Origin of the sequence: Agromyces albus (genome assembly GCF_004134825.1) — a bacterium.
GTDB classification, from domain to species: Bacteria; Actinomycetota; Actinomycetes; order Actinomycetales; family Microbacteriaceae; genus Agromyces; species Agromyces albus.
The window spans coordinates 24749-47446 of sequence record NZ_SDPN01000032.1 but is presented as its reverse complement, the minus strand read 5'-3'; the positions used below and the strand labels follow the sequence as shown (position 1 = coordinate 47446).

Below are 22698 nucleotides of genomic sequence, written 5' to 3'. Positions count from 1 at the left end.
GCACGGCGCGCACCGTGCCCCGCCGTGCTCGCGGAGCGCTGGGCGACGGATGCCGCTGCCGGCGCGGGCGCGGCCGCCGGCGTGATGTCGGGCACCTCGGGCTCGAGCTCGGCCGAACGGCGGGTGATCTCGGCCTCGGTCGCCGACCGCTTCAGCTCGGCGGCGGCTTGGATCGATGCCATCGCTGTCGCGGCGATCGTGCCGCGGGAGAGGTGCAGGGGCCGCGGCAGCGGTTGCGGCGTCCACCCTTCGGCCGGCGCCGGCTCTTGGGCCAGCTCGATGGGCTCGAACGACACCGTCTCGCGCTCGACGGCGGCAGGGGCGACCGCACGGGGCACCTGACGCTTCGCGAGTCGCACGATGCCCGAGAAACCGAGCACCATTCCGAGGCCACCGGCGGCAGGCACCAGGAGCGAGCCGCCGAACGCCGCGGCGATGAGGCCCACGACGGCGACGACGAGTGAGGCGAGGAGCGTGAGCGAGCAGAGCGCGCGCTTCCGGCGCAGGGCTCGACGCGCGGCAGCGGCGCTCTCGGGCGTGACCACCGCGACGGGTTCGGTCACGGGATGCGCGGCGATCGCCTCCGCGGCGAGCTCGCGCGCGGCATCCGCTGCCCCCTCTGCGACGCGGCGTTCGGCGATCGCGAGATGTTCGGCGGCTTCGGCCTCGAGTCGGGCGGTGATCTCGTGCTCGTGCAGGATGCGCTGCTGCGTCGCCACTTCGCGCGCGGTCGCCTCGAGGCGCACCGGCTCGGGCATCTCAGCCGTCTCGGCGAGGATGCGCAGCGTCTGCTGGAGGCGCACCGCGTTGCGCTCGGTGGCGAGATACTGCCGACGGCGCAGCCAGCTCGGCAGCAGGTACGCGATCCAGAGCGTCGCGGCCGCAGCCACGAGAACTCCCCCACCGATCACGTCCATGGCACAACGCTAGGTCACCGCGGGCGGAAGGCCTCACTCGCTGCGGGCGTGTCAGCGATCGGCGATCGGGAGCGGGTGGACGGAGGCAGCCCGGTCTTCTGCCGTGACCCGTGCGGCGTCTTCAGGAACGCGGCCTTCCTGCCACCTGCGGAGCACGCCGCGAGGCACCTCCTCGGCGACGAGGGCGAACGCGAAGTGATCGCGCCAGTCGCCGTTGATGTGGATGAAGCGGCGCCTCAGCCCCTCGTAGCGGAAGCCGAGCTTCTCGACCACGCGGAGCGACGGGGTGTTCTCGGGCCGGATGCAGATCTCCATACGGTGCAGGTGGAGTGTGGAGAAGCAGTAGTCGGTCGCGAGGGCGACCGAGACCGGTGTGATGCCGCGCCCAGCGACCTCTTGCGCGACCCAGTAGCCGATCGTGGCCGACGAGAGCGAGCCGAACGTGATCGACGAGACGTTCAGCTGCCCGACCAGCTGACCTTCGTGCTCGATCACGAACGGCAGCGCGTTGCCCGCGCGAGCATGCGCCAGGAGATTGCGGATGCTCGCCCGCGCGTCGACCACCGACCCCCCGCCCGGGTACGTCGCCTCCCACTGCCGCAGCCAGCTGCGGTTGGCGAGCAGCACCCGTTCGAGGAGCTTCGCGTCACGAGCACGGATGGGGCGCAGCGTGACGTCGCCGTCGCGCAGTGTCGGAAGCACCGCGGTGGGCACGGTCAGGGCCTGTCGAAGGAGGCGACGTACTCGGTGAGCCAGGGCCGGAGCTCGGGTCCGAGATCGTCGCGGTCGGACGCGAGCTGGATGACGGCCTTGATGTAGTCGAGCTTGTCGCCAGTGTCGTACCTCCGGCCGCGGAACACGACACCATAGACGCCGCCGGTGCCCTCGACGTCGCCCGCCATCTCCATGAGCGCGTCGGTGAGCTGGATCTCGCCGCCCTTGCCGGGAGGCGTGCGCTCGAGAATGTCGAACACCTCGGGCTTCAGCACGTAGCGCCCGATGACGGCGAGGTTGGAGGGTGCCACCTCGGGCGCCGGCTTCTCGACGAGGCCCGTGACGCGCACGACGTCGGGGTCGTCGGTGGCCTCGACCGCGGCGGCGCCGTACATCTGGATCGACGCGGGGTCGACCTCGAGGAGGGCGACGATCGAGGCTCCGCGCGTGACGTGCTCGTCGAGCATGCGAGTGAGCAGCGGGTCGCGGGCGTCGATGAGGTCGTCGCCGAGGAGCACCGCGAACGACTGGTCGCCGACGTGCTTGCGTGCGCGGAGCACGGCGTGGCCGAGTCCCTTGGGATCGCCCTGACGAACGAAGTGCACGTCGGCGAGATCGCTCGACTCCTTCACCCGCTCGAGCTTCTTCTCGTCGCCCTTCGACGCGAGGCTCAGTTCGAGCTCGGTGACCCGGTCGAAGTGATTCGCGAGGGCGTTCTTGTTGCGCCCGATGATCATGAGCACGTCGTCGAGTCCGGCGGCGACCGCTTCTTCCACGACGTACTGGATTGCGGGCTTGTCGACGACGGGCAGCATCTCTTTCGGCATCGCCTTCGTCGCAGGCAGGAAGCGCGTGCCGAGTCCAGCCGCCGGGATGACGGCTTTCGTGATCCGATCAGTCATGCGATTCAGCGTAGCGGGAAGCGGATGTCGCACGGCCCCGCCACGGCCCCGGATTCCTCGCTGCTCCGCTTAGGATGTGTGCCATGCCCGACGATCCGGACGTTCAGAAGCGCGTGCTGCGCGCCGAGCTCCGCGAGCGACGGCAGAACATGCCCGAGCACGAACGCGAGCTTGCGACCGAGGGATTCACCGCGCGGCTCGAGGAGCTGGTGGGTTCGACGGGAGCCACGTCGCTCTCCTGCTACCTGTCGATGCCCACCGAGCCGAACACGCGCCCGTTCGTGAATTGGGCGGAGGCGCGCGGCATCCGTGTGCTCTTCCCGGTCACGCGTGAAGACGGCCTGCTCGACTGGACGGTCGGCGAAGACGAGACCGAGTCCTACGGGCTCCACGGCGTGCCTGAGCCGGCCGGCGAACTGCTCGGCCCCATGGCGATCAACGACGTCGATCTCATCCTCGTGCCGGCCGCCGCGATCGACGCCACCGGCATGCGCCTCGGCTGGGGCAGGGGTTATTTCGACAAGACCCTCGGTTCGATGGGAAAATGTCCTCCGGTGTACGCCGTCGTCTTCGACAGCGAATTCGTCGAGTCGGTGCCGCGCGAGGTACACGACCAGCCCGTGAACGGCATCGTGACCCCCACCCGCATCATCGCGTTCTGAACTTGCACCGCCCGAAACCGGAAGATCCACCATGCCCACGTACTCTTACCGTTGCACCTCGTGCGACAACGCCTTCGATATCCACCAGGCCTTCACCGACGACACCCTCACCGACTGCGAGGTCTGCGGAGGCCGACTCCGCAAGCTCTTCAACACCATCGGCGTGACCTTCAACGGGTCGGGCTTCTACCGCACCGACTCGCGTGCGAGCGAGGGCGGATCGGGCTCGGGGTCCGGCGGTTCGGGCTCCGGCGGCTCGGACTCGGGCGGCTCATCGGGTGCGGGGTCGTCGGGCTCCGGTTCCAGTGGATCCTCGGGCTCCGCGGCTGGGGGCTCTTCCGGCTCCGGTGCGACGAAGTCGACCGCCTCGACCGGCTCGGGCGGCGGGTCGTCGGTCAGCACTTCCTGAATTCCAGCAATGCAGTACTCGAGACGAGGAGGAACCGTGCTCAAGGGCTTCCGGGATTTCATCATGCGGGGCAACGTCATCGACCTCGCGGTCGCCGTCGTCATCGGCGCGGCGTTCACGGCTGTCGTGAACTCGCTCGTGACGAACATCTTCAACCCGCTGATCGGTGCGATCTTCAGGGCCGACAGCCTCGACAACGCACTCGTGCTCAAGCTTCCGACCATCGACGGGGCCACTGCCGACGTCAGGTTCGGCTCGGTCATCGGTGCGATCCTCACGTTCGTGATCGTCGCCGCCGTCGTGTACTTCGTCTTCGTGCTGCCGATCAACACCGTGAAGAAGCACGCGGAAGAGCGGCTGAAGCGCGGCGGCACGCCTGACTCCACCGACCCGCAACCCGAGACCGAGCTCGTGCTCCTGGGACAGATCCGCGACGCGCTCGTCGAGCAGCGCAACGGCGGCCCCGTCGAGTCCGGCGCGGTGGGCAAGCACCAGCAGTACTGAGGCTCCGCCTCAGCCCCAGTGCGGCGGCCGTTCCCTGCTGATGCGGTCGTCGTCGGCGGATGCCGCGCGCTTGCGCTTCGGCGCGCGCTCGTCACCCTCTGCGCCGTCGGCACTCTCGGCGCCGGGCACCGGAGACTCGGGCGAGGGGTCCGATCCGGGTGCCGGCGTGAGCTTGGCTCGACGCGCCCGTCCGGCGGCACGTTCGACCCGCTGGCGCGGCTCCTCGGTCATCGGCGTGCGGTCGCGGCATCCGCCGGCCGCTCGACCTCTGGCTTGCCGAGCAGCGCGGCGACTCGCATGGCGACCGCCTCGGGGTTGCCGAAGAGCTCGAAGCTGTGCACCCGCAAGTAGTGCCAGCCGAGCCGGCGCAGCACGTCGGGGCGGAGCCGCAGGGACTCCCTGAGGCTGAGGCCCGCGAGGGCGTCATCCGTCTCGACCACGACCGCTTTGCCGGCGTGCGCCGCCGCGAGCGCGAGGCGGCCGCGGTGTCCGACGCTGACTCGGATGCCGCGGCGCTCGAGCCTGGCCGCGAGGTCCTGCAGCATCGACGAGCTCGCCACGGGCGCGGGTTGCTCCGCGGCACGTTCCTCGGTCTGCGAGAGCACGTTCGCGAGCGCGAGCACGCCGTGGCTCTGGCGGTCCTCGTCGATGTCTTCCGGGCGGAACGCCGAGACGAGGTCCATCGAGCGCCGGGCGCGCGTCATGCCGACCGCGAGCAGGCGATCGCCCCCGGGTTCGCCGAGCGAGCCGAAGCTCGAGAGCAGGCGACCGTGCGGGGTACGGCCATAGCCGACCGAGAAGATGACACGGTCGCGGCTCTGCGCCACGGCCTGCTCGAGCGTGAGCACCGTGAACGGCTCGGCTCGGTCTTTCAGGATGAAGTCGGAGAGGTCCGTGCGCTTGGCGAATGCGGCGAGCACGGCCTGGTGCACTCGTGCGGCGTGCCTGGCGCTCGCCGTGATCACCATGAGCGACTCACGCGGGCGCTTCACGGCGTGCTCCATGACGAGCTCGACGACCTTCGCCACCTCGGAGTCGATGCTCTCGACGGTGCCGGTCGTGGGATCGGGCAGTCCGTTGCCCTTCACGTAGTGCAGGCCGAGGCTGCCGTGCCCGAGGAAACTCCCGGCCCATGGCAGCGAGACGATGCGTCCGGCGTAGAAGCGGTTGTTCACGAGCTCGGCGAGGTCTTCGCCGCCGGCTCGATAGCTGCGCGTGAGGGTGAGCGTGGGCAGCAGCTCGCCGAGGCGGGCGAGCGCGGAATCGGCGTGCAGCGCGTCGACACGGTGTTCGGGGGCGGGTTCGTCGGGGCGCTCGAGGTCGGCGATGGCCGTCTCGAAGAGCGTGGGAGTCTGCGTCACGGGATCGCCGAACGCCACGACCTGCTTCGCCCGGCGGATGGCGCCGAGGTTCTCGGCGATCGTCGTCGCGCCCGCGTCGACGAGGATCACGGTGTCGAACGAGATCGAGTCGTCGATCGCGGCGACATCGTAGGGAGAGGCGAGCCAGACGGGAGCGAGGGCGCGGAACAGGTGTGGGGTCTCGGCGTGCAGGGCGGCCGGCCGCACGCGGTCGCCGCGCAGCATCCGCTTCAGCCGATCTGCCTCTTCGGGATGATCGAGGAGCGCGATCTTCCAGTTCTCGGCGAGCCGCCAGGCCAGCTGCGGACCGGCGGCCGAGGCGTGCGCCTCGTCGACGAGGCGGAAGTCGGCCTCGAGCCGGTCGAGCACCGTCGTGTTCGCGCCGAGGAGCGCCTTGTCGCTTGCGAGCATCGACTCGAGCACCGATTGCCACCACGCGAGCTCGAGCTCCGCGGCGACGGCACTCTCGGGCACGTGCCGCTTGGCGAGGTCGAGGAGCAGCGGGTCGAGGCCGAGGTCGCGCAAGCGTGAGAGCACCGCAGTGCGCTCCTGCAGGTTCGTGAGCACCTCGGACTCGGCGGCGAGCCCCGCAAGCGTCGTGACGAGTTCGCGCACGGGACGCGCAGCGAGCTGCCTCGGAGTACCGACCACGCCGAGCGGGCCGTCGAGCACCTGCAGATCGCTCGCCACCGTCTGGAATGCGACGTGCACCTCGTCGATGCCGACCGGCACGCCGGGGATCGCTCCCGCCTCGGAGTACCGCTGCCAGAGCGTGCGCTGCTGCTGGATGCCGCGGAGTGCCCCGTTGAGGTCGGTGACGTGCACGCCGGGCCGAACGTACTCGAGCGCGAGCCGGCGAAGCCGGCGGCGGTTCGCGCCGGACATCCCGGGCGAGTCGCGTCGCGAGGAGGTCGCGGAGATGAGCTCGCCGAGCGGCCGGTCGTAGACGGAGGGCTGGAAGCGGTCGAGCGTCTCGCGCACGTCGAGGAGGAGCCGGAGGAACACCCCGAGCTCCGCGACCGATTCGAAGGGGCGCAGCCGGGTCTGGGCGATGAGCGCTCGGCCGCGTTCGAGGAGCCGGGGCAGCGCGACGTTGCTGAGTCGCTTCGCGAGCTCGTGCGCCGTGGTCGCCTCGGTCGTCGAGGAGAATGAGGCGCCGTACCAGGGCGAGTCACCCGGTCCGTACTTGAACTCGCCGAGCGCTGCCGCGCGCACGAGGTCGCGCGAGACGGCGTCACGACCCTCGGCGAGCGCCACGAGCGACGCGTGGTCGAGGCGCGCCGTCGTGGAGGGTGCTCCGGGCACGAGGGCGAGACGGGCGAGCTCGCTGAGCGCGTCGAGCACCGAGACGTGCAACTCGGGATCCCGTCGCGTGAGCCCCGATCGATAGTCGAGCAGGACCTTCCGCAGCCGCACGAGGGCGTCGTCGACGTCGGCGACCCGCGGTCGACCGGCCTTCTCGTTGCGGGAGATCGACTGGATGAGTTCGCGGCGCAGCCCCGCCGTCGTGACGGCGGCACCTCCGAGGCCCACTTGGCCGAGCCGGTGCGCGATGCCGTCGAGGCTCGCCCGTCGTGAGCCGACCACGAGCACGCGCTTGTCCTTCGCGACGAGGGCGCCGATCGCATTGACGATCGTCTGGGTGCCACCCGTGCCGGGCAGGGTCTTCACCACGAGGGAGGCGCCCGACTCGATCTCGGCGACCGCCTGCTCCTGCTCGGGGTCGGCATCGAGCAGGAGGGTATCGGTCGAGGGCGGGCGCTCGTCTTGCGCAACGGGTCGTGCGCGCTCGGTCTCCACGGCGAGGGCGGCACGCGCTGCGGGATTGCCCGCGATCGCGTCGATGACGGGATGGTCGAGCTGCCTGGCATCCGTCGCCATCGCGGGGCCGACCTCGGCGAACGAGGAGACGACGAGCCGCGGCGCGACGTGGAACCACGGCAGGTGCGAGGTCAGGCCGCGCAAGCGGTCGATGACCGGCTGCGGCTTGAACACGCCGTTCGTGATGGCGAGCGCGACGAACGCCTCGGCGTCGAGCGTGATCTGGAACTGCTCGCGAAGCTCGCGCGCGAGCGCCGGGTTCAGGTAGGGCTGGCCCTTGAGCTTCAGTTCGAAGTCCCGGCCGTAGCGTCGGATCGCGAGCGGTCGCAGGAGCACGGGCGCGAGATACTCCTCGCCCGCGTTGCGCCACGAGGCGAGGCCGATCGCGAGGTGCACCGACTCGATGCCGCGCACCGAGCGCAGCTCGATGCCCTTCTGGGTGATCTCGGCAGCGGCCAGGCGGGCGTTGCGCAGCGCGAGCTCGTCGCGGATGAGGCTCGACAACAGGGTCGACTTGCCCGTGATGAATTGCGGGAGGCCGCCCGGATGCGTCGTCGAGAGCTCGATGCGGGTGCGCGGCGAGTCCGCGAAGCGCACGAGGGGCGAGCGGCCGCCGACGGCCGCGAGCTCGCCCTGCCAGCGGCGCCACACGGGCTCGGCGACGTTGCCTGCGACGAGCTCTGGGTCGCCGAGGCTGAGGCCGTTGGGGCTCGTGATGTCCTGTCGCATGGGATCCGGTGTCAGTTGTTCGGCTGCGGCATCCGTCTCGGAACGGAGGATCTCCCCCTCGTCATCGTTCCGATCGAGCCGCCACACACCGACACCATACGGCGAATCCGACCGAATCACTGGAGCATCGCCGCGCTCGGCCGTGTTTCGATACCCCCTGGGTATCGTGCTACCGTCGGGCGAACCGCTCGCGCCCACCAGGAGGACCCCAGTTGCAGACGATCTCCCCCATCGACGCGCACGCGATCGACGACGCCTTCATCCTCGACGTGCGCGAGCCCGGCGAGCGCGACCAGGCGCGCATCGACGGCACGCTCCACATCCCGCTCGGCACCCTCGTCGAGCGGCTCGATGAGATTCCACGCGACCGCACCGTCTACGTGATGTGCCACGTCGGCGGCCGCAGCGCGCAAGCCGTGCAGTACCTCGAGGCACAGGGGGTCGACGCCGTCAACATCGAGGGCGGCATCCTCGAGTGGTATCGCGCCGGCCTGCCGCTGACCCTCGGCGATGCCGAATGAGCCCGAGGCATCCGACGTCCGACGACGCGCAACGGCGCATCGCCAATCGCCTGAAGCGCGCGCGGGGCCAGTTGAACGCGGTCATCGAGGCGGTCGAGTCGGGTGGCGACTGCCGCACCGTCGTGACGCAACTCGCGGCGGTCTCGAGCGCACTCGACAAGGCGGGCTTCGCGATCATCTCGAGCGCGATGCTCGAATGCCTCAGCGAAGATGCAGCGGTGGCATCCGATGCCGACGATCGCCTCACCGTGGCGGAGCTCGAGAAGCTCTTCCTCACGCTCTCCTGAAGATCCCGGCTGCTCGCCCGCCTCGACCGGTTACGCGCTCGCGAGCTCGAGGCCGTGTGCGAGTGCGACGCCGGCGTTCGTGAGTCGCCCGCCGACGGCGTTCAGGCCCTTCGCGAGGGCGGGGTCGGCCTCGAGAGCCGCCTTCCACCCGAGGTCGGCGATCTTCAGCGTGTAGGGCAGCGTCGCGTTCGTGAGCGCCGGGGTCGCCGTGGCGGGCACTGCGCCCGGCATGTTCGCGACGCAGTAGAAGATGGCATCGTGCACCCGGAAGGTCGGCTCGGCGTGGGTCGTGGGGCGCGAACCCTCGAAGCATCCGCCCTGGTCGATCGCGATGTCGACGAGCACGGTGCCCGGCCGCATCGCGGCGACCATCTCGTCGGTGACGACCTTCGGAGCGGCAGCGCCGGGCACGAGCACCGCGCCGATCACGAGGTCGGCGTCTTTCAGCTGGCGGGCGATCTCGTAGGGCGACGAGGCGAGGGTGCGGATGGCGCCGCCGTAGCGGGCGTCGAGCTCGCGAAGGCGAGGCAGCGAGATGTCGAGCACGGTGACGTCGGCGCCCATGCCATGAGCGGATGCCGCAGCCTGCTCCCCCGCGACGCCGCCGCCGATCACGACCACCTTGGCCTTCGCCGTGCCCGGCACTCCCGCGAGCAGCACGCCGCGCCCTCCGCGCGAGGCGTGCAGGTGCGATGCGCCCTCTTGCGGCGCGAGCCGGCCCGCGACCTCGCTCATGGGAGTGAGCAGCGGCAGGGTGCGGTCGGCGAGCTGCACCGTCTCGTACGCGATCGCCGTGGCGCCCGAGTCGAGGATCGCTCGCGTGAGCGGCAGGTCGGCCGCGAGGTGCAGGTAGGTGAAGAGGATGAGGTCGGGGCGGAGGAAGCCGTACTCCAACGCGATCGGCTCCTTGACCTTCAGCACGAGCTCGGCCGACCACGCCTCGGCGGCCGTGCCGACGATCGTGGCGCCGGCTGCGAGGTACTCCGCGTCGAGGTATCCGGCGCCGACTCCTGCGCCCGCCTGGATCGCGACCTCATGACCGCGCAGCGACAGTGCGTGCGCGCCGGCGGGCGTCATCGCGACGCGGAACTCGTTGTTCTTGATCTCTGCGGGCACGCCGATGCGCATGGTCACTCCGAATGCTGTGTGGATGAGTACCTCCATGTTCGCTGCTTGTTCGCCACCTGGGAACCCTTGCCGCACAGAATTCGGTAGAGTAGCGGCATCCGTCGCAAATGTTCGGAAAGGCACCCTCTCGTGGTCGATCTGCCGCAGATGAGCGAACCGGCTCCCTCGGGCCCGGCGCCGATCGTGCTCGACGCGATCGACCGCGCGATCATCACGCGCCTGCACGAGAACGCCCGCATCCCCAACATCGACCTCGCCCGTGCCGTCGGCGTCTCGCCGTCGACGTGCCTCGCTCGCGTGCGCTCCCTCCGCGAGCGCGGCGTCATCATCCGCTACACCGCCGAGATCAATCCCGCAGCCCTCGGCTTCACCCTGCAGGCGCTCGTGAGCGTGCGGATCCGGCCCGGCGCCCGCCACCTCATGGAACAGATCTCCGACGAGTTGCGCACGCAGCCCGAGGTGGCGCAGCTCTTCTTCCTCGGCGGCGCCGAGGACTTCCTGATCCACGTGCGCGTCCGCGACAGCGAGCACGTGCGGCAGTTCGTGCTCAACAACCTCTCGGCGAACCCCGCGGTCGCCCTCACCGAGACGAACCTCGTGTTCGAGCACCACACCGCGCTGTCGGCGGGGCTGCGCACCGTGCTCTGAGCACGAGCGCCGAGCACTCGCCGGCTGCGGCATCCGGGGCCTATCGTTGACGAATGGCGATCAACCTGGACGTCGCGCCGATGCTCGCGAAGGCCGTGCCGTCGGTGCCCGAGCCCGACTCGGTCGAGGGCGGTCTCGTCTACGAGCCGAAGTGGGACGGATTCCGCGGCATCGTGGCGTTCGACGGCGAGCACGTCGAGATCGGCAGCCGCGGGGCCAAGCCGCTGACCCGCTACTTTCCCGAGCTCGTCGAGGCGTTCGCCCGGCTGCTGCCCGAGCCGTGCGTGCTCGACGGCGAGATCGTGATCAGCGCCGGCGCGATCGGCGGGCAGCGTCTCGACTGGGAGCAGCTGTCGCAGCGCATCCACCCGGCGGCGAGCCGCGTCGAGCTGCTGGCGCGAGAGACGCCGGCGATGTTCGTCGCATTCGACCTGCTCGAGGTCGGCGGCCGGTCGCTCATCGAGCAGCCGTTCTCGGAGCGACGAGCTGCGCTCGAGCGACTCGTCGGCGGCATCGGTCACCCGATCCACCTCACGCGCATCACGTCCGACGTCGACCTCGCGCGCCGCTGGTTCGAGGAGTTCGAGGGCGCCGGTCTCGACGGCGTCGTGGCCAAACCGCTCGCTGCGCCGTACGCGCCGGGCAAGCGAGTGATGCTGAAGGCGAAGCACCACCGCACCGCCGACGTCGTCGTGGTCGGCTATCGGGTGCACACGTCGGGCCGAGGTGTCGGCTCACTGCTGCTCGGCCTCCACGACGACTCGGGCGAGTTGCGCAATGTCGGCGGCGCCTCCGCGTTCAGCGACGCCCGACGGCTCGAGCTCATCGACGAGCTCGAGCCCTACGTGATTCGCGACCCGAACGGCGAGGCGATCCGTGGGGAGACCGATCGCAGCCGCTTCTCGTCGAGCCGCGACGTCTCCTTCGTCCGCCTTCGCCCCGAGCTCGTGGCCGAGGTGCGCTACGACCAGCTCGAGGGGGCGAGGTTCCGCCACACCGCGCAATTCGCGCGCTGGCGTCCTGACCGCGAGCCGCGCTCGTGCACGTTCGACCAGCTCGATCGGCCGCTCGCCTACGACCTCGGCGACGTACTTGCCTGATCAGGCACTGGCCTGATGGCGATGTACCGGCCTCATTGTTGTCAGGAGTAGCACGCGGCTCGGGCCGGGTCAATCCCCTGCCGCGGCGATGAACCGTCGCGTACTGTCGAACGCGGCCGGGCTCGATGGAGAGCACCGGCCACCCATGAGAGAGGGAGCCGCCGATGTCCGATTCTGGCCCAGAGGTTCCGAATGGTCCAGAGGATCCGGACGCGGCGGAGGAACTCGACGCGGCGGTCCACGCCGTCGAGCAGCACCACCGGGCCGAGGAAGACGCAGACCCCGATGAGCGGGTGGTCGTGCGCGACCCGGAGACCGGCGAGATTTCCGAGGAGCCGGCACAAAAATGAGTTCGATCATCGACCACCCCGAGCACGATGAGCGCCGGCACGGCGCTCATGGCCTGCCACCCATCGGCGTGTGGTGGCCCATGCTCGAACGCACCCTCCAACTCGAAGTACTCGAGAACCTGAACGCCCCCTTGCGGTGGTTCGTGGTGCGACGCATCTATGAGCTCTGCGAGCTCGACGCGGGTCCGATCCCGCGCCTCGGCGTGCGTCTCGGCGAGAACGAGCGCGCCTACATCGCCGGCTGGTCTCACGCCGTCGACTGGAGCTGACCGGCGAGTCGGATGCCGCGTGGCGCCCCGGCGCGCCACACTCCTCTCGTGGGCACCGCAACGGAACCGGCCGCGAAACACTACCGCCGCGACAGCATCGAGTTCGCTCGCGCCTTCACGTTCTTCGACGCCGTCTATGCATTCGCGCTGACGCTCCTGGTGGTGAACATCGATCCGACCGAGGTCGACGACTGGGCCGACCTCGGCACGTTGCTCGGCAGCGGGCTCGGCACCCAGCTCGCGGGCTTCGCCATCAGCTTCATCGTGATCGCCGTGTTCTGGCGCGTGAACCACCGACTCGTCGCCGGGTTCCGCGCCCTGAGCCCGGGAGTGATCGTCGCCAACCTCGTGGCCATCGCCTTCGTCGTGCTCATCCCGTTCACGACGCAGGGCATCAGCGACGAGGGCAGTAGCAAGGCACCGCTCGCCGTCGCCGTCTACGCCGTGAACATCTCGGCGGCGATCTTCGCCCAGTCGGCCATGTTCTACGTCGCCAGGCATGACGGCGTCCTCGCCGATCCCCTCCCCCGACGTGCCGACCTCGTGAACTTCCTCGATACGCTCACCGCTCCGCTGGTCTTCCTCGCGTCGATCCCCATCGCCTACGCGTTCGGCGCCGACTGGGCGCGCTTGACCTGGCTGCTGCTCCTCGTGATCGGACCGCTCAGCGGCAACTGGGCGTCCCGGCGCGTCGCCCGCATCCGCGCCGCGGGGTGACGCCGGCTGCGGCCATCTCGCGAGCCTGTCGGGCATGACGTCGGCCCGCGACATCCGTACCGCTCGTCCGCTTCTCGGCGCCGAGACGCGTGGACGCCGATATTCTCTTGGACATGGGGACGCTGTATCTCGGCAAGCTCCGACAGCAAGTCGAGATCGACGATTACGCGCTGGCTCACGTGCACGCCGTGATCGTCGCGAAGTTCCGCGTGCACGAGAAGTTCATCCTGTCGTGGGAGCACCTGCAGGCCGAGCACGGCCAAGACAGCTTCTGGCTGCATCCGGCGATGGAACTCTGGGCGACCTTCGACACCCATGAGCGCCCTCACCTCGACCGGGATTGGCTCGAAGAGCTGATGTGCGAGGCGAACACGAACGGCGGCATCATCATCACCGACGAGATGTTGGCTCGGCACCGCCTGCTCGTGCTCGAAGCTGCCCCGCAGCTCGACCATGCATTGCAGCTCACGGGCCCGGCTTGACCGCTCCGCCCCGGCACGTGCTGTAAACCATCTCACACGGCGCCCCGCTCATCACCTTCGGGTGGAGGTCGGGGCGCTCCCGTCAAGCCCGCTCGAGGTTTTCCGAGGCTGCTCCGATGCGATCGGATCGCCGCGCTGCCCGCTCGAGCATGTCGCCCAGCGGTCTCTTGAGACGCAACGCTGGACGCTCGATCAGATACCAAGACGCAGCCCCCAACGGCAGAGTGAAGGCGAGCGCGAGCATTGCGTTCGCGACCAGACTCGTCACCCCGAGCATCGCAAGACCGACTTGGATCGGGAAGGCGTAGACGTAGATGCCGTAGGACAGGTCGGTGCGGAGTGTCGGACGGCGCAGCAGCGAGCCACCGACGACCAGCGCGTAGGCGAGCGGGAGCGCGCCGAGGAGCCGGTAGTCGGGCAGCATGGCGGACACCGCCACGAGCGGGACGGCGGCGACGACTCCCCACCACGTCGCTGGGATGCGCTCGCGGTACAGGTACAGAGCGCCGCCTGCGGCGAACATCAAGAGGAACCGGGCGATGAGCGAGTACCCGAAAGGAACGATTCCGCCGACGGCGAGCAGAGCGAGGAAGAACGCGCCGACGAACAACACGACCATCGTCTTGCGACGCACCAGCCCGAACACGCCAAGCGCCGCGACGAGGATGTAGCACGCGAACTCCCAGTAGAGGGTCCACAGCGGCTGATTCCACGATCCTGTCGTCGGATTCGGCGAGCCCGCGATGTCGTGCTGGTTGATGAACAGGCCGAGCCCCGACCCGACATACGTCCCGGCCTCTTCCCAGAACCCCGGTGGCAGACCTCGCCCGGAGAGGAGCAGCGCTCCCGGGGCGAGCACGAACGCCGTCATCGCGAGCGCCACCCAGAACGCGGGAATGATGCGTAGCGCTCGAGCCGTCATGAACGGGAACACCGACGGGCGGTGGACCCACGACGCGACGATGAGGAAGCCGGAGATGGCGAAGAAGCCGTCAACGAAGCCGAACTCGATGAGCTGCCCGAAGGTCTCGGAGGGTCTGAACCCAGCGAAGAACACCGCATGGCAGACGATCACGCCGGTTGCGAGGACCAGGCGAATGTGGGAGAGGCTGTTCGCCTTCGGGTCGAACACCTCGGCCAGGTTCATCCGATCAGCTTGGCCTCGTCGATGCCCTCTCGGGAATCCCCCATCCGGGCGCCGCCGATACTGGCGAAGAAACCTGACGAGCGGATGGTGCCCCTGGAGGGACTCGAACCCCCAACCCTTTCCTTAGGACGGAACTGCTCTTCCATTGAGCTACAGAGGCTGACCGCATGAGTCTACCGGCTGACGGTAGCGTGTTCAGCGATGCCGATCGGCATGGATGCGAGCGCGGCGGGGCCGCGAGAGAAGAGGCTGGGGTGAGCCGCACAGCGGGCGCGACGAGGTTCTGGGTCGGCGCATCGACGATGGGCAGGATCGGATCGGCGGCGCGCGGCATCCGACCGCTCGATGTCGCGGCCGACGGCACGGCCACCCTCGGTGAGGTCGTCGACGTCGGGCCGAACCCGATGTTCCTCACGTTCTCGGCGGCAACCGGCGTGCTCGGCATCGTGCACGAACTGAGCAGCGGGCTCGTCTCCGCGTGGACGATCGAGGACGACGCCGTCCTTCCGTTCGGCGACGCGGGCGCGACCGGCGCGGCGGATCCGTGCCATCTCTCCTTCAACGAGGCGGGCGATCTCATCTTCGCCGCCAACTACTCGGGCAGCCGGCTCTCGGTGCATCCGGTGCGTCCGGCGGCCGAGGCCGAGGCCGTGCTCATCGTCGACTTCGAGGGTTCCGGCCCGAACCGCGAGCGGCAGGAGGCGCCCCACCCGCACCAGGCAGTGCTCGATACCGCACGCGACCGCGTGCTCGTGCCCGACCTCGGCGCCGATCGAATTCGCGTGCTCAGCCTCCGCGACCTGCCCGTTGCACTCGAGCACTACGACGCCGACGACATCGTCGTGCACGCCGGCGCCGGCCCTCGCCACCTCGTGATCGACGGCGACCTGGCACTCGTCGCGAACGAGCTCGACCGCACGGTGAGCATCGTCGATCTCGGCGCAGGGCGCGAGGTCGCGTGGGTGCCGGTCGACGAGACCGTCGAGCCGCGCGGTCTCGGGCTCTCCGCGATCCGGCTCACGCGCGACGGCATCGTGCTCGTCGGCGACCGTGACGCCGACGCGCTCAGCGCGCTGCGCTTCGACTCGGACGCGCAGACCCTCGCACACCTCATGTCGGTGCCGACGGGCGGGCGGCATCCGCGAGACCTCCAGCTGACGCACGACGAGCGGTTCGCGCTCGTCGCCGACCAGGGCTCGGACTCCATCGCGATCGTCGCTCTCGACCACGGTGTGCCGACCGGCGTTGTCGGCACGGTTGCGACGCCCGCGCCGTCGTGCCTTGCACGGATGCCGTAGGCCGGAGCCGGCGCCCGGACCGAAGGCTCGATAGGCAGCCTTCGGCGCTCCTCAACCGCCAGACGAGCGGGGCGGGGTCAGCCGGGCGGGTAGAGGTACAGCGCCGACCCGGCGGGGATCGTGCGCCGGTGGTACGAGTGGTCGGAGTTCTGGTTGTACTCCTCGAGGTTCACGCTGCCGTCGCCGTTGATCGACTGCACGTACGCCACGTGGTTGTAGGGGAACCAGGCGATCGCACCGACCACGGGCTCGCTGCTGGTCGGCCACCCGTTGCGCGCCCACGCGTCGGCCCATGAGTGCGCGCTTCCAGCCCCGAGCGAGGCCCAGTCCCACTTCCACGGACCGCTCGTGACGCCGGCGTCACGGTTCAAGCGCCACGCCGCGAAGTCGACGCACTCCCGGAAGTAGTATCGCAGCGGTGAGAGGCCTCCGCCGAAGTCGTCGGGCACCTGGTCCCACCAGGGGTAGTCGTCGCCTTCGGCCTTCACCGTGTAGACGGCATAGTCGCCGGTGCCGCGCGACGCGAGGTTCGAGGCCCATGCGGCACGATCGGCGGCCTCCTGCTCGGCCTTGGCCGCCTCGATCTCGGCCTTCGACGTCACCGCGAATCCCTCGTTCGAGACGGCGGCACCGGCCGCGAGCGACGACACCTCGACGTCTTGGGCCTCGGCGACCGAGAGGCTGAACGAGCCGGATGCGCCGAAGCTCTCGCCGCCCGGCATGAACGCGTAGGCAGGTAATGCCACCGTGCCGATGATCGCCGGAACGACGAACAACGTCGCGAACACGCGGACCGGGCCGTTGCGACGGCGAGGTGCGCGGGGGGCAGCACTCACTGAGCGAGTGGGACGGGATGCGGCGGTGCGAACGCGACCTCTGTCGGCCGTTCGAGGCGAGGAGCGCGGGCGCTGATGGGCCTCGTTCGTGTCGTCACCGCTCAACAGCTGAACCTCCGGATCCCGCGCAAGGCCGCGATGCGGCCCGGTGCGGAGTGGCTTCTTCGGTCATGGAGGTACAGGGGGCCTCCGAACTCGTACCACCATAGGGCACGGCTCGTCGGTTTGTCACGGTCACGCGGCCGTGGCGAGATACTCGTGCCACTGCGGCAGCGGGCGCTCGAAGCCGCGCACGATCCAGCTGCGACCGTGCGGCATCCGTGGCGTGAAACGCAACTCCCAGCCCATCTCGGCGGGGGTGTGATCGCTCTTCATGTTGTTGCAGCGCAAGCAGCACGCAACGAGGTTCTCCCACGTGTCGCGGCCGCCTCGCGATCTCGGCAGCACGTGATCGATCGTCGCGGCCGACCTGCCGCAGTAGGCGCACCGGTGCTCGTCGCGGCGGAGCACCCCACGCCGGCTCACCGGGACCGAGTGCGCTCGCGGCGTGCGGACGTACCGGGTGAGCACGATCACGCTCGGTCTCTCCCATGAGCCGCTTGCAGCGCACACCGGGTTTCCCTCCTCATGGAGGATCACGGTGGCCTTCTGGTTCATCACGAGCAGCAGGGCGCGCTTGAACGACACGACGGCAAGGGGCTCATACCCCGCGTTGAGCACGAGTGTGCGCATGGAGTGCCTTTCGATCGGGGCTGGATGGCTTCCAGCCGCGTGAACGGTTCTGCGCTCCGAGGACGCTGCGGTGTGCTGGCGGGGCGGTGTGAGCGGTCGAAGCCGAAGCACGCGAATCGCCCGGAAAACAAAGAACGGGCACCGTCATGTAGACAGTGCCCGTCGGCGCGTGCGCCCGGTTCGTGCTCGGCTGACTGCTGCGCCGTTGGTCGAATTGCGCGCGCGCGTCCGTGGAATGGATGCTGCGCGTCTCGACCATCGGCTTTCCCCTGCCCGGCTCTCGGATCGTCAGGGTTCTAGGGTAAAGCACGAATTGCGCGCCGAAGACCTCCGGCGCGCAATTCGTGCTTCCTGTCACGCGATGTTCACACTCAGATGCCGATGCGCACGATGTAGTAGTCGCTCGTCCAGATGGGCTGGACCCGAACGGATGCCCCTTCGTAGGGCGCGTGCAGGATCATGCCGTTGCCCGCGTAGAACCCGTCGTGGCCGGGCATGATCACGAGGTCGCCCGGCTGCGCGTCGGCTTCGGAAATGCGCGTGCCCATGGCGCCCTGCCCCGTGGAAGAGTGCGGCATGCTGACGCCGAATTGCGCGTAGACGTACATGACGAGGCCCGAGCAGTCGAAGCCCGCGGGGGTGGCGCCGCCGTAGACGTACGGCACGCCGATGTACTGCGTCGCGACGTTGTAGACGCTCGCGAGGTCGAAGTTCGGGTACGGCGGGTTGGCGAGGAAGTCGCCGACCGACGGGCCGCTGTAGGAGGCCGCGTACGAGGTCATCGCCGTCTCGGCCGCGACGCGTGCCGCCTCGGCGGCCGCCGCGGCTTCTGCTGCGGCCTTGATCTCGGCCCCGCTGACGGCGGCATAGCCGTCTTTCGTGACCGGCGCGGCGATGACGTCGTCGGCGACGTCGACCGACTGGGCCTGCGCCTGGGTAAGCTTCGTCGCGTCGGTGGTGGCGAACTGCGGGCCGCCCGAACCGGGTGCGAACGCGTAGGCCGGGATCGCGAGCGTGCCCACGATGCCCGCGGCGACCGTCATGACGACGACGTTCGCGAGACCGCCGCGGCGGAGCCTGCGGGTGGTCGAGGGAAGCGGCTTGGTTGCGACCTTGTGTGCGAGGTCTGGACTGGGGGAAACGGATGCCTTCGCGGCGACGATCGCCTTCGTTGCGGCTCCGCGAGCGGGGTTCCTGGTGAGACGACGCCGGGAGAATCGAGCCAAAACTTTACCTCCGTCGCCCCACAACACACACGTGTCGCCCCACCGGATGCGCGCGATGGCGCTTCACGGGTTCCGGATCGAGCGGCGGGCAATGGGAGGCGTCTCGACCCTGTTCCGCCGACGGGCTTCTCGTCAGCGGACTTGACCGAGGATACGCGAGGCTCGCCAGAATGTCACATTCTGATTACGGCCAGCCGCTGATCAGGCCTTTTACTCGCCGACGAAGATGTGGCTCGCGACCTCGGTCGGCAGCTCGAGCGCGCCGTCGACGCCGTCGACCTGCACGAGCACGTATCCGCCGGCCTTGCTGAACGACGCCATGGCGCCCGGCATGATGCCCGCCTGCTTCATCTGGCCGAGCAGCTCGGGGTCGAACTGCACGGGCTCGCCGAGACGCCGCACGACACCGCGCACGGGCTCGTCGCTCGCCGTGACGGCGTCGAGCACGCGGACCACGCCGGTCATGAACTTGTCTGCGGCGGGGAGGCCGAGCTCTTCGAGCCCGGGGATGGGATTGCCGTAGGGGGACTCGCGCGGGCTGCCGAGGATCTCGATGAGACGGCGCTCGACCTGCTCGCTCATCACGTGCTCCCACCGGCAGGCCTCGTCGTGCACGAACTCCCACTCGAGGCCGATCACGTCGGCGAGCAACCGCTCGGCGAGGCGATGCTTGCGCATGACGTGCACGGCCTTGCTGCGGCCCGCCTGGGTGAGTTCGAGGTGCCGGTCTCCGGAGACGATCACGAGCCCATCGCGCTCCATGCGGGCGACCGTCTGCGAGACGGTGGGGCCGGAGTGGCCGAGTCGCTCGGAGATGCGGGCGCGCAGCGGAACGATGTTCTCCTCTTCGAGATCGAGGATGGTGCGGAGGTACATCTCCGTCGTGTCGATGAGATCGGTCACCCGTGTTCCTCCCTGCCGCAGTCCGTCACCCAGCCTACCGGCCGCCACCCCCTCGCTAGAATCGACGCATGCCGAGCCTCGTGATCCCTCGTGACCTGCTGCCCGCCGACGGACGCTTCGGCTGCGGCCCGTCCAAGGTGCGGCCCGAACAGGTCGCCCACCTCGCCGAATTCGGCCCCTCGATCCTCGGCACGTCGCACCGACAGGCCCCCGTGAAAGACCTCGTCGGCCGCGTGCGCAGCGGGTTCGCCTCGCTCTTCGACCTGCCCGACGGCTACGAGGTCGTGCTCGGCAACGGCGGGTCGACCGCGTTCTGGGACGCTGCGGCATCCGGCCTCATCGACCGTCGCGCGCAATTGCTCTCGTTCGGCGAGTTCGGCGCGAAGTTCGCGGCCGCCGCCGGCGCACCCTGGCTCGAGGCCCCCGACGTGCGCACGGCCGCTCCGGGCTCGCGTTCGAGCGCCGAGCCCACCGCGGGCGTCGACGTGTATGCCTGGCCGCAGAACGAGACGTCGACCGGGGTCATGGCGCCGGTTTCGCGGGTCGCCGGCGACGACGGTGCACTCACCGTCATCGACGCCACGAGTGCCGCAGGCGGCATCCTCGTCGATCCTGCCGAGTTCGACGTCTACTACTTCGCCCCCCAGAAGAACTTCGCCTCCGACGGCGGCATCTGGTTCGCCCTCATGTCGCCCGCCGCGATCGAGCGCATCGAGCGCCTCGCGGCCGGCGATCGCTACATCCCCGAGTTCCTGTCGCTGAAGAACGCCGTCGACAACTCCCGCCTCAACCAGACCCTCAACACCCCGGCCCTCTCCACGCTCCTGCTGCTCGAGAACCAGCTCGACTGGATGAACGGCTCAGGAGGCCTCGCGTGGGCCGACGCACGCACTCGCGAGTCGTCGTCGGTGCTCTACGACTGGGCCGAGCAGACCGCCGTGGCGACGCCGTTCGTCGCCGACCCCGCGCATCGCTCGCAAGTCGTCGTCACGATCGACTTCGACGAGTCGACGGATGCCGCGCGCATCGCCTCGGTGCTTCGTGAGAACGGCGTCGTCGACACCGAGCCATACCGCAAGCTCGGCCGCAACCAGCTTCGCGTCGCGACGTTCACGGCCATCGATCCCGACGACGTGCGAGCCCTCACCGCATCGATCGACTACGTGCTCGAGCGGATCGGCTGAGCGTGCGGCTCTGGCTGAGCGAGAGCGAGCGGCGGCCCGACCCCGCGCCGGCGCGAACCGACGCCCGCTCCGCGCTCGCCGTCGGCACGGCCGCGTGGATCGTGGCGCTGATCGTCTCGATCGTGTTGCAGGCGCCGCTCGACGAGGCCGGACTCGGCTGGTTCACGGCCGCGTCGGTCGCGGGGGTCGTGGCAGGGCTCCTCGGGCTCGCCGTCGTGTTCGTCATTCGCCGGCGCATACTCGGGTCGACGCGCGACTGAGCGAGCCCGCCCCATTGGGGACGGGCTCGTCTTCATCGTCTCGATCGGCTAGAGCCGATCGGATCTAGGCGTCGCGCGGGTCGCCTGCGTCGTCGGAATCGTCTGCGTCATCCGACTCGTCAGCCTCATCCGAGTCGTCAGCCTCATCCGAGTCGTCAGCCTCATCCGAGTCGTCAGCCTCATCCGACTCGTCGGAATCCTCCGAGTCGTCGGAATCCTCCGAGTCGTCGGAATCCTCCGAGTCGTCGAGCGCATCGATGTCGATCCCGTCGAACTGGTCGTCGGCATCGCCATCGTCGTGATCGTCGTCATCGGAGTCGAGTTCGTCGAGTTCGTCGTCGTCGTCTTCGTCGTCGCCCTCAGCCAGCTCGGCTTCCCTGACCGCGGCGGCAATCGCCTCTTGGGCGGCCTGGTAGTCGGCGAGTCGCTCCGACCACGGCACCCAGTCGGGCGCCACGAGCGCGGACTCCCCCGGCATGAGCTCGGTCTCGAGCACGGTGGCCTCGTCGTCGACGCCGACCCGAGCGATCGTGACGCTCCAGTGCCAGCCGGGATAACCGGCGAGGTCGGCGGCGAAATGCAGCGTGAGCACGTGTTCGCCCTCGACGAGATGGCCCACGACCGAGCCCACGGTCTGCGCGGGCGTCACGTCGAGCAGGGCCCGACGGGCGAGGTCGACGGATGCCAGGAGCACCTCGTCGGCCACGGCCGGCGTCGGCTCGGCCTCGGCGACCTGCGTCTCGAGTTCAAGAGTGCCCTCGACAGTGCCGGACTCGTCGGTCTCGGGTTCCGCTGCAGCGGCGACGGTTTCGGTGTCGGGTTGCTCAGGCATCCAGCTCATCAGCCACCTTGCGCATCACGGCGACGATCGTGCGGGCCTTCGCCCGGTCGGGGTAGCGACCGCGGCGCAGGTCTGCGCCGATGCCGTCGAGCGACTTCACGAGGTCTTCGATGATGACCGCCATGTCGTCGGCCGACCTGCGATTGATCTTCGCGAGGCTCACCGGAGCGTCGAGCACGCGCACCGAGAGCGCCTGCGCGCCGCGCTTGCCCTCGGCGACGCCGAACTCGAGCCGGGTGCCCGCGCGCACGGTCGCACCGGCGGGGAGGGCGGATGCATGGAGGTAGACCTCCTGGCCGTCATCGGAGCTGATGAAGCCGAACCCCTTCTCCTCGTCGTAGAACTTGACCTTGCCGGTGGGCATTATGAAAACCTCGCTCATGTCTGCAGGCGCGCCGAATCGCGGCGCCATGCTCGGCCCAGTCTAGAGTCCCAAGGCCGCGCGAGCGGCCCCGGTGGGCCTATTCTGGACAGGTGAGCGATTCCGGCAACATCACCGACAATCGCGCCGAACGCGTTCTTGCGTACATGTTCGCCGCCGTCGTCGGTCTCTCGATCCTCGCCTTCTTCGCCGTCATGATCGGCACGATGGCGGGCGCTGCAGCCGACGACGGATTCAGTCAGGGCATCTGGCCGTTCGTGCTCATGCTGCCGTGGTTCGGGCTGCCGATCGCGTTCCTCCTGCTCATCACGCTCCTCATCGTCAACGGCATCCGCCGGGCCCGCACATCGCGCGCCGGATCGAGCTGA

At 69.4% G+C, this 22698-nt stretch carries 28 protein-coding genes and 1 tRNA gene; 15 read left to right on the top strand and 14 right to left on the bottom strand.

Annotated elements, in window-relative coordinates; genetic code table 11:
* From ESP51_RS14960 to galU, 3 genes are all read right to left on the bottom strand, one after another.
* Positions 1–917: hypothetical protein (locus tag ESP51_RS14960; RefSeq protein ID WP_129521691.1), on the bottom strand; the 917-nt coding region annotated here is incomplete at its 3' end.
* Between the two features lie 51 nt (positions 918–968).
* Positions 969–1637, bottom strand: coding sequence for a GNAT family N-acetyltransferase (locus ESP51_RS14955; RefSeq protein WP_129521690.1), 669 nt, complete (start codon positions 1635–1637; stop codon positions 969–971).
* Positions 1634–2533, bottom strand: coding sequence for a UTP--glucose-1-phosphate uridylyltransferase GalU (galU, locus tag ESP51_RS14950; RefSeq protein WP_129521689.1), 900 nt, complete (start codon positions 2531–2533; stop codon positions 1634–1636). The genes ESP51_RS14955 and galU overlap by 4 nt, the downstream gene beginning before the upstream one ends.
* Before the next feature lie 83 nt (positions 2534–2616).
* Here galU and ESP51_RS14945 point away from each other — a divergent pair, with 83 nt between their 5' ends.
* From ESP51_RS14945 to mscL, 3 genes are read left to right on the top strand one after another with little or no spacing between them, the layout of a single operon-like run.
* Positions 2617–3195, top strand: coding sequence for a 5-formyltetrahydrofolate cyclo-ligase (locus tag ESP51_RS14945; protein WP_129521688.1), 579 nt, complete (start codon positions 2617–2619; stop codon positions 3193–3195).
* Between the two features lie 31 nt (positions 3196–3226).
* Positions 3227–3604 carry an FmdB family zinc ribbon protein gene (locus ESP51_RS14940; protein WP_129521687.1) on the top strand — a complete coding sequence of 126 codons (378 nt, stop codon included), beginning with the start codon at positions 3227–3229 and terminating at the stop codon, positions 3602–3604.
* 36 nt (positions 3605–3640) lie between these two features.
* The gene (mscL, locus tag ESP51_RS14935) at positions 3641–4108 is read left to right on the top strand and encodes a large conductance mechanosensitive channel protein MscL (protein ID WP_129521686.1); all 468 of its coding nucleotides are present in this window, start codon (positions 3641–3643) and stop codon (positions 4106–4108) included.
* 9 nt (positions 4109–4117) lie between these two features.
* Here mscL and ESP51_RS14930 read toward each other — a convergent pair whose 3' ends face one another.
* Both ESP51_RS14930 and ESP51_RS14925 read right to left on the bottom strand, forming a co-directional pair.
* Positions 4118–4339 carry a hypothetical protein gene (locus ESP51_RS14930; RefSeq protein WP_129521685.1) on the bottom strand — a complete coding sequence of 74 codons (222 nt, stop codon included), beginning with the start codon at positions 4337–4339 and terminating at the stop codon, positions 4118–4120.
* Positions 4336–8106 (bottom strand): AAA family ATPase, encoded by a 3771-nt coding sequence (locus tag ESP51_RS14925; RefSeq protein ID WP_422386855.1) that lies wholly within the window; start codon positions 8104–8106, stop codon positions 4336–4338. Before ESP51_RS14925 ends, ESP51_RS14930 begins: the two co-directional genes overlap by 4 nt.
* Positions 8107–8231: 125 nt before the next feature.
* On the opposite strand from ESP51_RS14925, the gene ESP51_RS14920 reads away from it, so the two are divergent.
* Together ESP51_RS14920 and ESP51_RS14915 are read left to right on the top strand one after the other, a co-directional pair.
* Complete coding sequence (locus tag ESP51_RS14920) at positions 8232–8540, top strand: rhodanese-like domain-containing protein (protein ID WP_129521683.1); 309 nt, start codon at positions 8232–8234, stop codon at positions 8538–8540.
* Positions 8537–8827 carry a metal-sensitive transcriptional regulator gene (locus ESP51_RS14915; RefSeq protein WP_129521682.1) on the top strand — a complete coding sequence of 97 codons (291 nt, stop codon included), beginning with the start codon at positions 8537–8539 and terminating at the stop codon, positions 8825–8827. Before ESP51_RS14920 ends, ESP51_RS14915 begins: the two co-directional genes overlap by 4 nt.
* Positions 8828–8857: 30 nt before the next feature.
* On the opposite strand, the gene ald is transcribed toward ESP51_RS14915, so the two are convergent.
* On the bottom strand, positions 8858–9955 hold the full coding sequence (ald, locus tag ESP51_RS14910) for an alanine dehydrogenase (RefSeq protein ID WP_129521695.1): 1098 nt from the start codon (positions 9953–9955) through the stop codon (positions 8858–8860).
* A 129-nt stretch (positions 9956–10084) separates the two neighbouring features.
* Between ald and ESP51_RS14905 the strand changes: the two genes are divergently transcribed.
* The 6 genes from ESP51_RS14905 to ESP51_RS14880 all read left to right on the top strand — a co-directional run bounded on the left by ESP51_RS14905 (position 10085) and on the right by ESP51_RS14880 (position 13521).
* Positions 10085–10603, top strand: a complete 519-nt coding sequence (locus ESP51_RS14905; RefSeq protein WP_338420349.1) for an Lrp/AsnC family transcriptional regulator — start codon at positions 10085–10087, stop codon at positions 10601–10603.
* A gap of 53 nt (positions 10604–10656) precedes the next feature.
* Entirely contained in the window at positions 10657–11703 is a 1047-nt protein-coding gene (locus tag ESP51_RS14900; protein WP_129521681.1) for an ATP-dependent DNA ligase, read from the top strand.
* 164 nt (positions 11704–11867) lie between these two features.
* Positions 11868–12053 carry a hypothetical protein gene (locus ESP51_RS14895; protein WP_129521680.1) on the top strand — a complete coding sequence of 62 codons (186 nt, stop codon included), beginning with the start codon at positions 11868–11870 and terminating at the stop codon, positions 12051–12053.
* On the top strand, positions 12050–12322 hold the full coding sequence (locus ESP51_RS14890; RefSeq protein ID WP_129521679.1) for a hypothetical protein: 273 nt from the start codon (positions 12050–12052) through the stop codon (positions 12320–12322). Before ESP51_RS14895 ends, ESP51_RS14890 begins: the two co-directional genes overlap by 4 nt.
* A gap of 48 nt (positions 12323–12370) precedes the next feature.
* The gene (locus ESP51_RS14885; protein WP_164990540.1) at positions 12371–13039 is read left to right on the top strand and encodes a TMEM175 family protein; all 669 of its coding nucleotides are present in this window, start codon (positions 12371–12373) and stop codon (positions 13037–13039) included.
* Between the two features lie 113 nt (positions 13040–13152).
* Entirely contained in the window at positions 13153–13521 is a 369-nt protein-coding gene (locus ESP51_RS14880; RefSeq protein WP_129521677.1) for a DUF7882 family protein, read from the top strand.
* 82 nt (positions 13522–13603) lie between these two features.
* On the opposite strand, the gene ESP51_RS14875 is transcribed toward ESP51_RS14880, so the two are convergent.
* Both ESP51_RS14875 and ESP51_RS14870 read right to left on the bottom strand, forming a co-directional pair.
* The gene (locus ESP51_RS14875) at positions 13604–14668 is read right to left on the bottom strand and encodes an acyltransferase family protein (protein WP_129521676.1); all 1065 of its coding nucleotides are present in this window, start codon (positions 14666–14668) and stop codon (positions 13604–13606) included.
* An 85-nt stretch (positions 14669–14753) separates the two neighbouring features.
* Positions 14754–14828, bottom strand: a tRNA-Arg gene (locus tag ESP51_RS14870).
* A gap of 94 nt (positions 14829–14922) precedes the next feature.
* Here ESP51_RS14870 and ESP51_RS14865 point away from each other — a divergent pair.
* On the top strand, positions 14923–15966 hold the full coding sequence (locus ESP51_RS14865) for a lactonase family protein (protein WP_164990539.1): 1044 nt from the start codon (positions 14923–14925) through the stop codon (positions 15964–15966).
* A gap of 77 nt (positions 15967–16043) precedes the next feature.
* Here ESP51_RS14865 and ESP51_RS14860 read toward each other — a convergent pair whose 3' ends face one another.
* From ESP51_RS14860 to ESP51_RS14845, 4 genes are all read right to left on the bottom strand, one after another.
* Positions 16044–16802 carry a CHAP domain-containing protein gene (locus ESP51_RS14860; protein ID WP_129521674.1) on the bottom strand — a complete coding sequence of 253 codons (759 nt, stop codon included), beginning with the start codon at positions 16800–16802 and terminating at the stop codon, positions 16044–16046.
* A 234-nt stretch (positions 16803–17036) separates the two neighbouring features.
* The gene (locus ESP51_RS14855) at positions 17037–17534 is read right to left on the bottom strand and encodes an HNH endonuclease (protein WP_129521673.1); all 498 of its coding nucleotides are present in this window, start codon (positions 17532–17534) and stop codon (positions 17037–17039) included.
* Between the two features lie 371 nt (positions 17535–17905).
* Complete coding sequence (locus tag ESP51_RS14850) at positions 17906–18760, bottom strand: C40 family peptidase (RefSeq protein WP_241843189.1); 855 nt, start codon at positions 18758–18760, stop codon at positions 17906–17908.
* Between the two features lie 210 nt (positions 18761–18970).
* Positions 18971–19663, bottom strand: a complete 693-nt coding sequence (locus ESP51_RS14845; RefSeq protein ID WP_129521672.1) for an iron-dependent transcriptional repressor DtxR — start codon at positions 19661–19663, stop codon at positions 18971–18973.
* 68 nt (positions 19664–19731) lie between these two features.
* Between ESP51_RS14845 and serC the strand changes: the two genes are divergently transcribed.
* Positions 19732–20847: a phosphoserine transaminase gene (serC, locus tag ESP51_RS14840; RefSeq protein ID WP_129521671.1), complete on the top strand. Its 1116-nt coding sequence runs from the start codon at positions 19732–19734 to the stop codon at positions 20845–20847.
* 2 nt (positions 20848–20849) lie between these two features.
* Positions 20850–21107, top strand: coding sequence for a DUF2530 domain-containing protein (locus tag ESP51_RS14835; protein ID WP_129521670.1), 258 nt, complete (start codon positions 20850–20852; stop codon positions 21105–21107).
* A gap of 64 nt (positions 21108–21171) precedes the next feature.
* Here ESP51_RS14835 and ESP51_RS14830 read toward each other — a convergent pair whose 3' ends face one another.
* Together ESP51_RS14830 and ESP51_RS14825 are read right to left on the bottom strand one after the other, a co-directional pair.
* The gene (locus ESP51_RS14830) at positions 21172–21939 is read right to left on the bottom strand and encodes a DUF3027 domain-containing protein (RefSeq protein WP_164990538.1); all 768 of its coding nucleotides are present in this window, start codon (positions 21937–21939) and stop codon (positions 21172–21174) included.
* Positions 21932–22312: a cold-shock protein gene (locus ESP51_RS14825; RefSeq protein ID WP_129521668.1), complete on the bottom strand. Its 381-nt coding sequence runs from the start codon at positions 22310–22312 to the stop codon at positions 21932–21934. The genes ESP51_RS14830 and ESP51_RS14825 overlap by 8 nt, the downstream gene beginning before the upstream one ends.
* 110 nt (positions 22313–22422) lie before the next feature.
* On the opposite strand from ESP51_RS14825, the gene ESP51_RS14820 reads away from it, so the two are divergent.
* On the top strand, positions 22423–22698 hold the full coding sequence (locus ESP51_RS14820; protein WP_129521667.1) for a multidrug ABC transporter ATPase: 276 nt from the start codon (positions 22423–22425) through the stop codon (positions 22696–22698).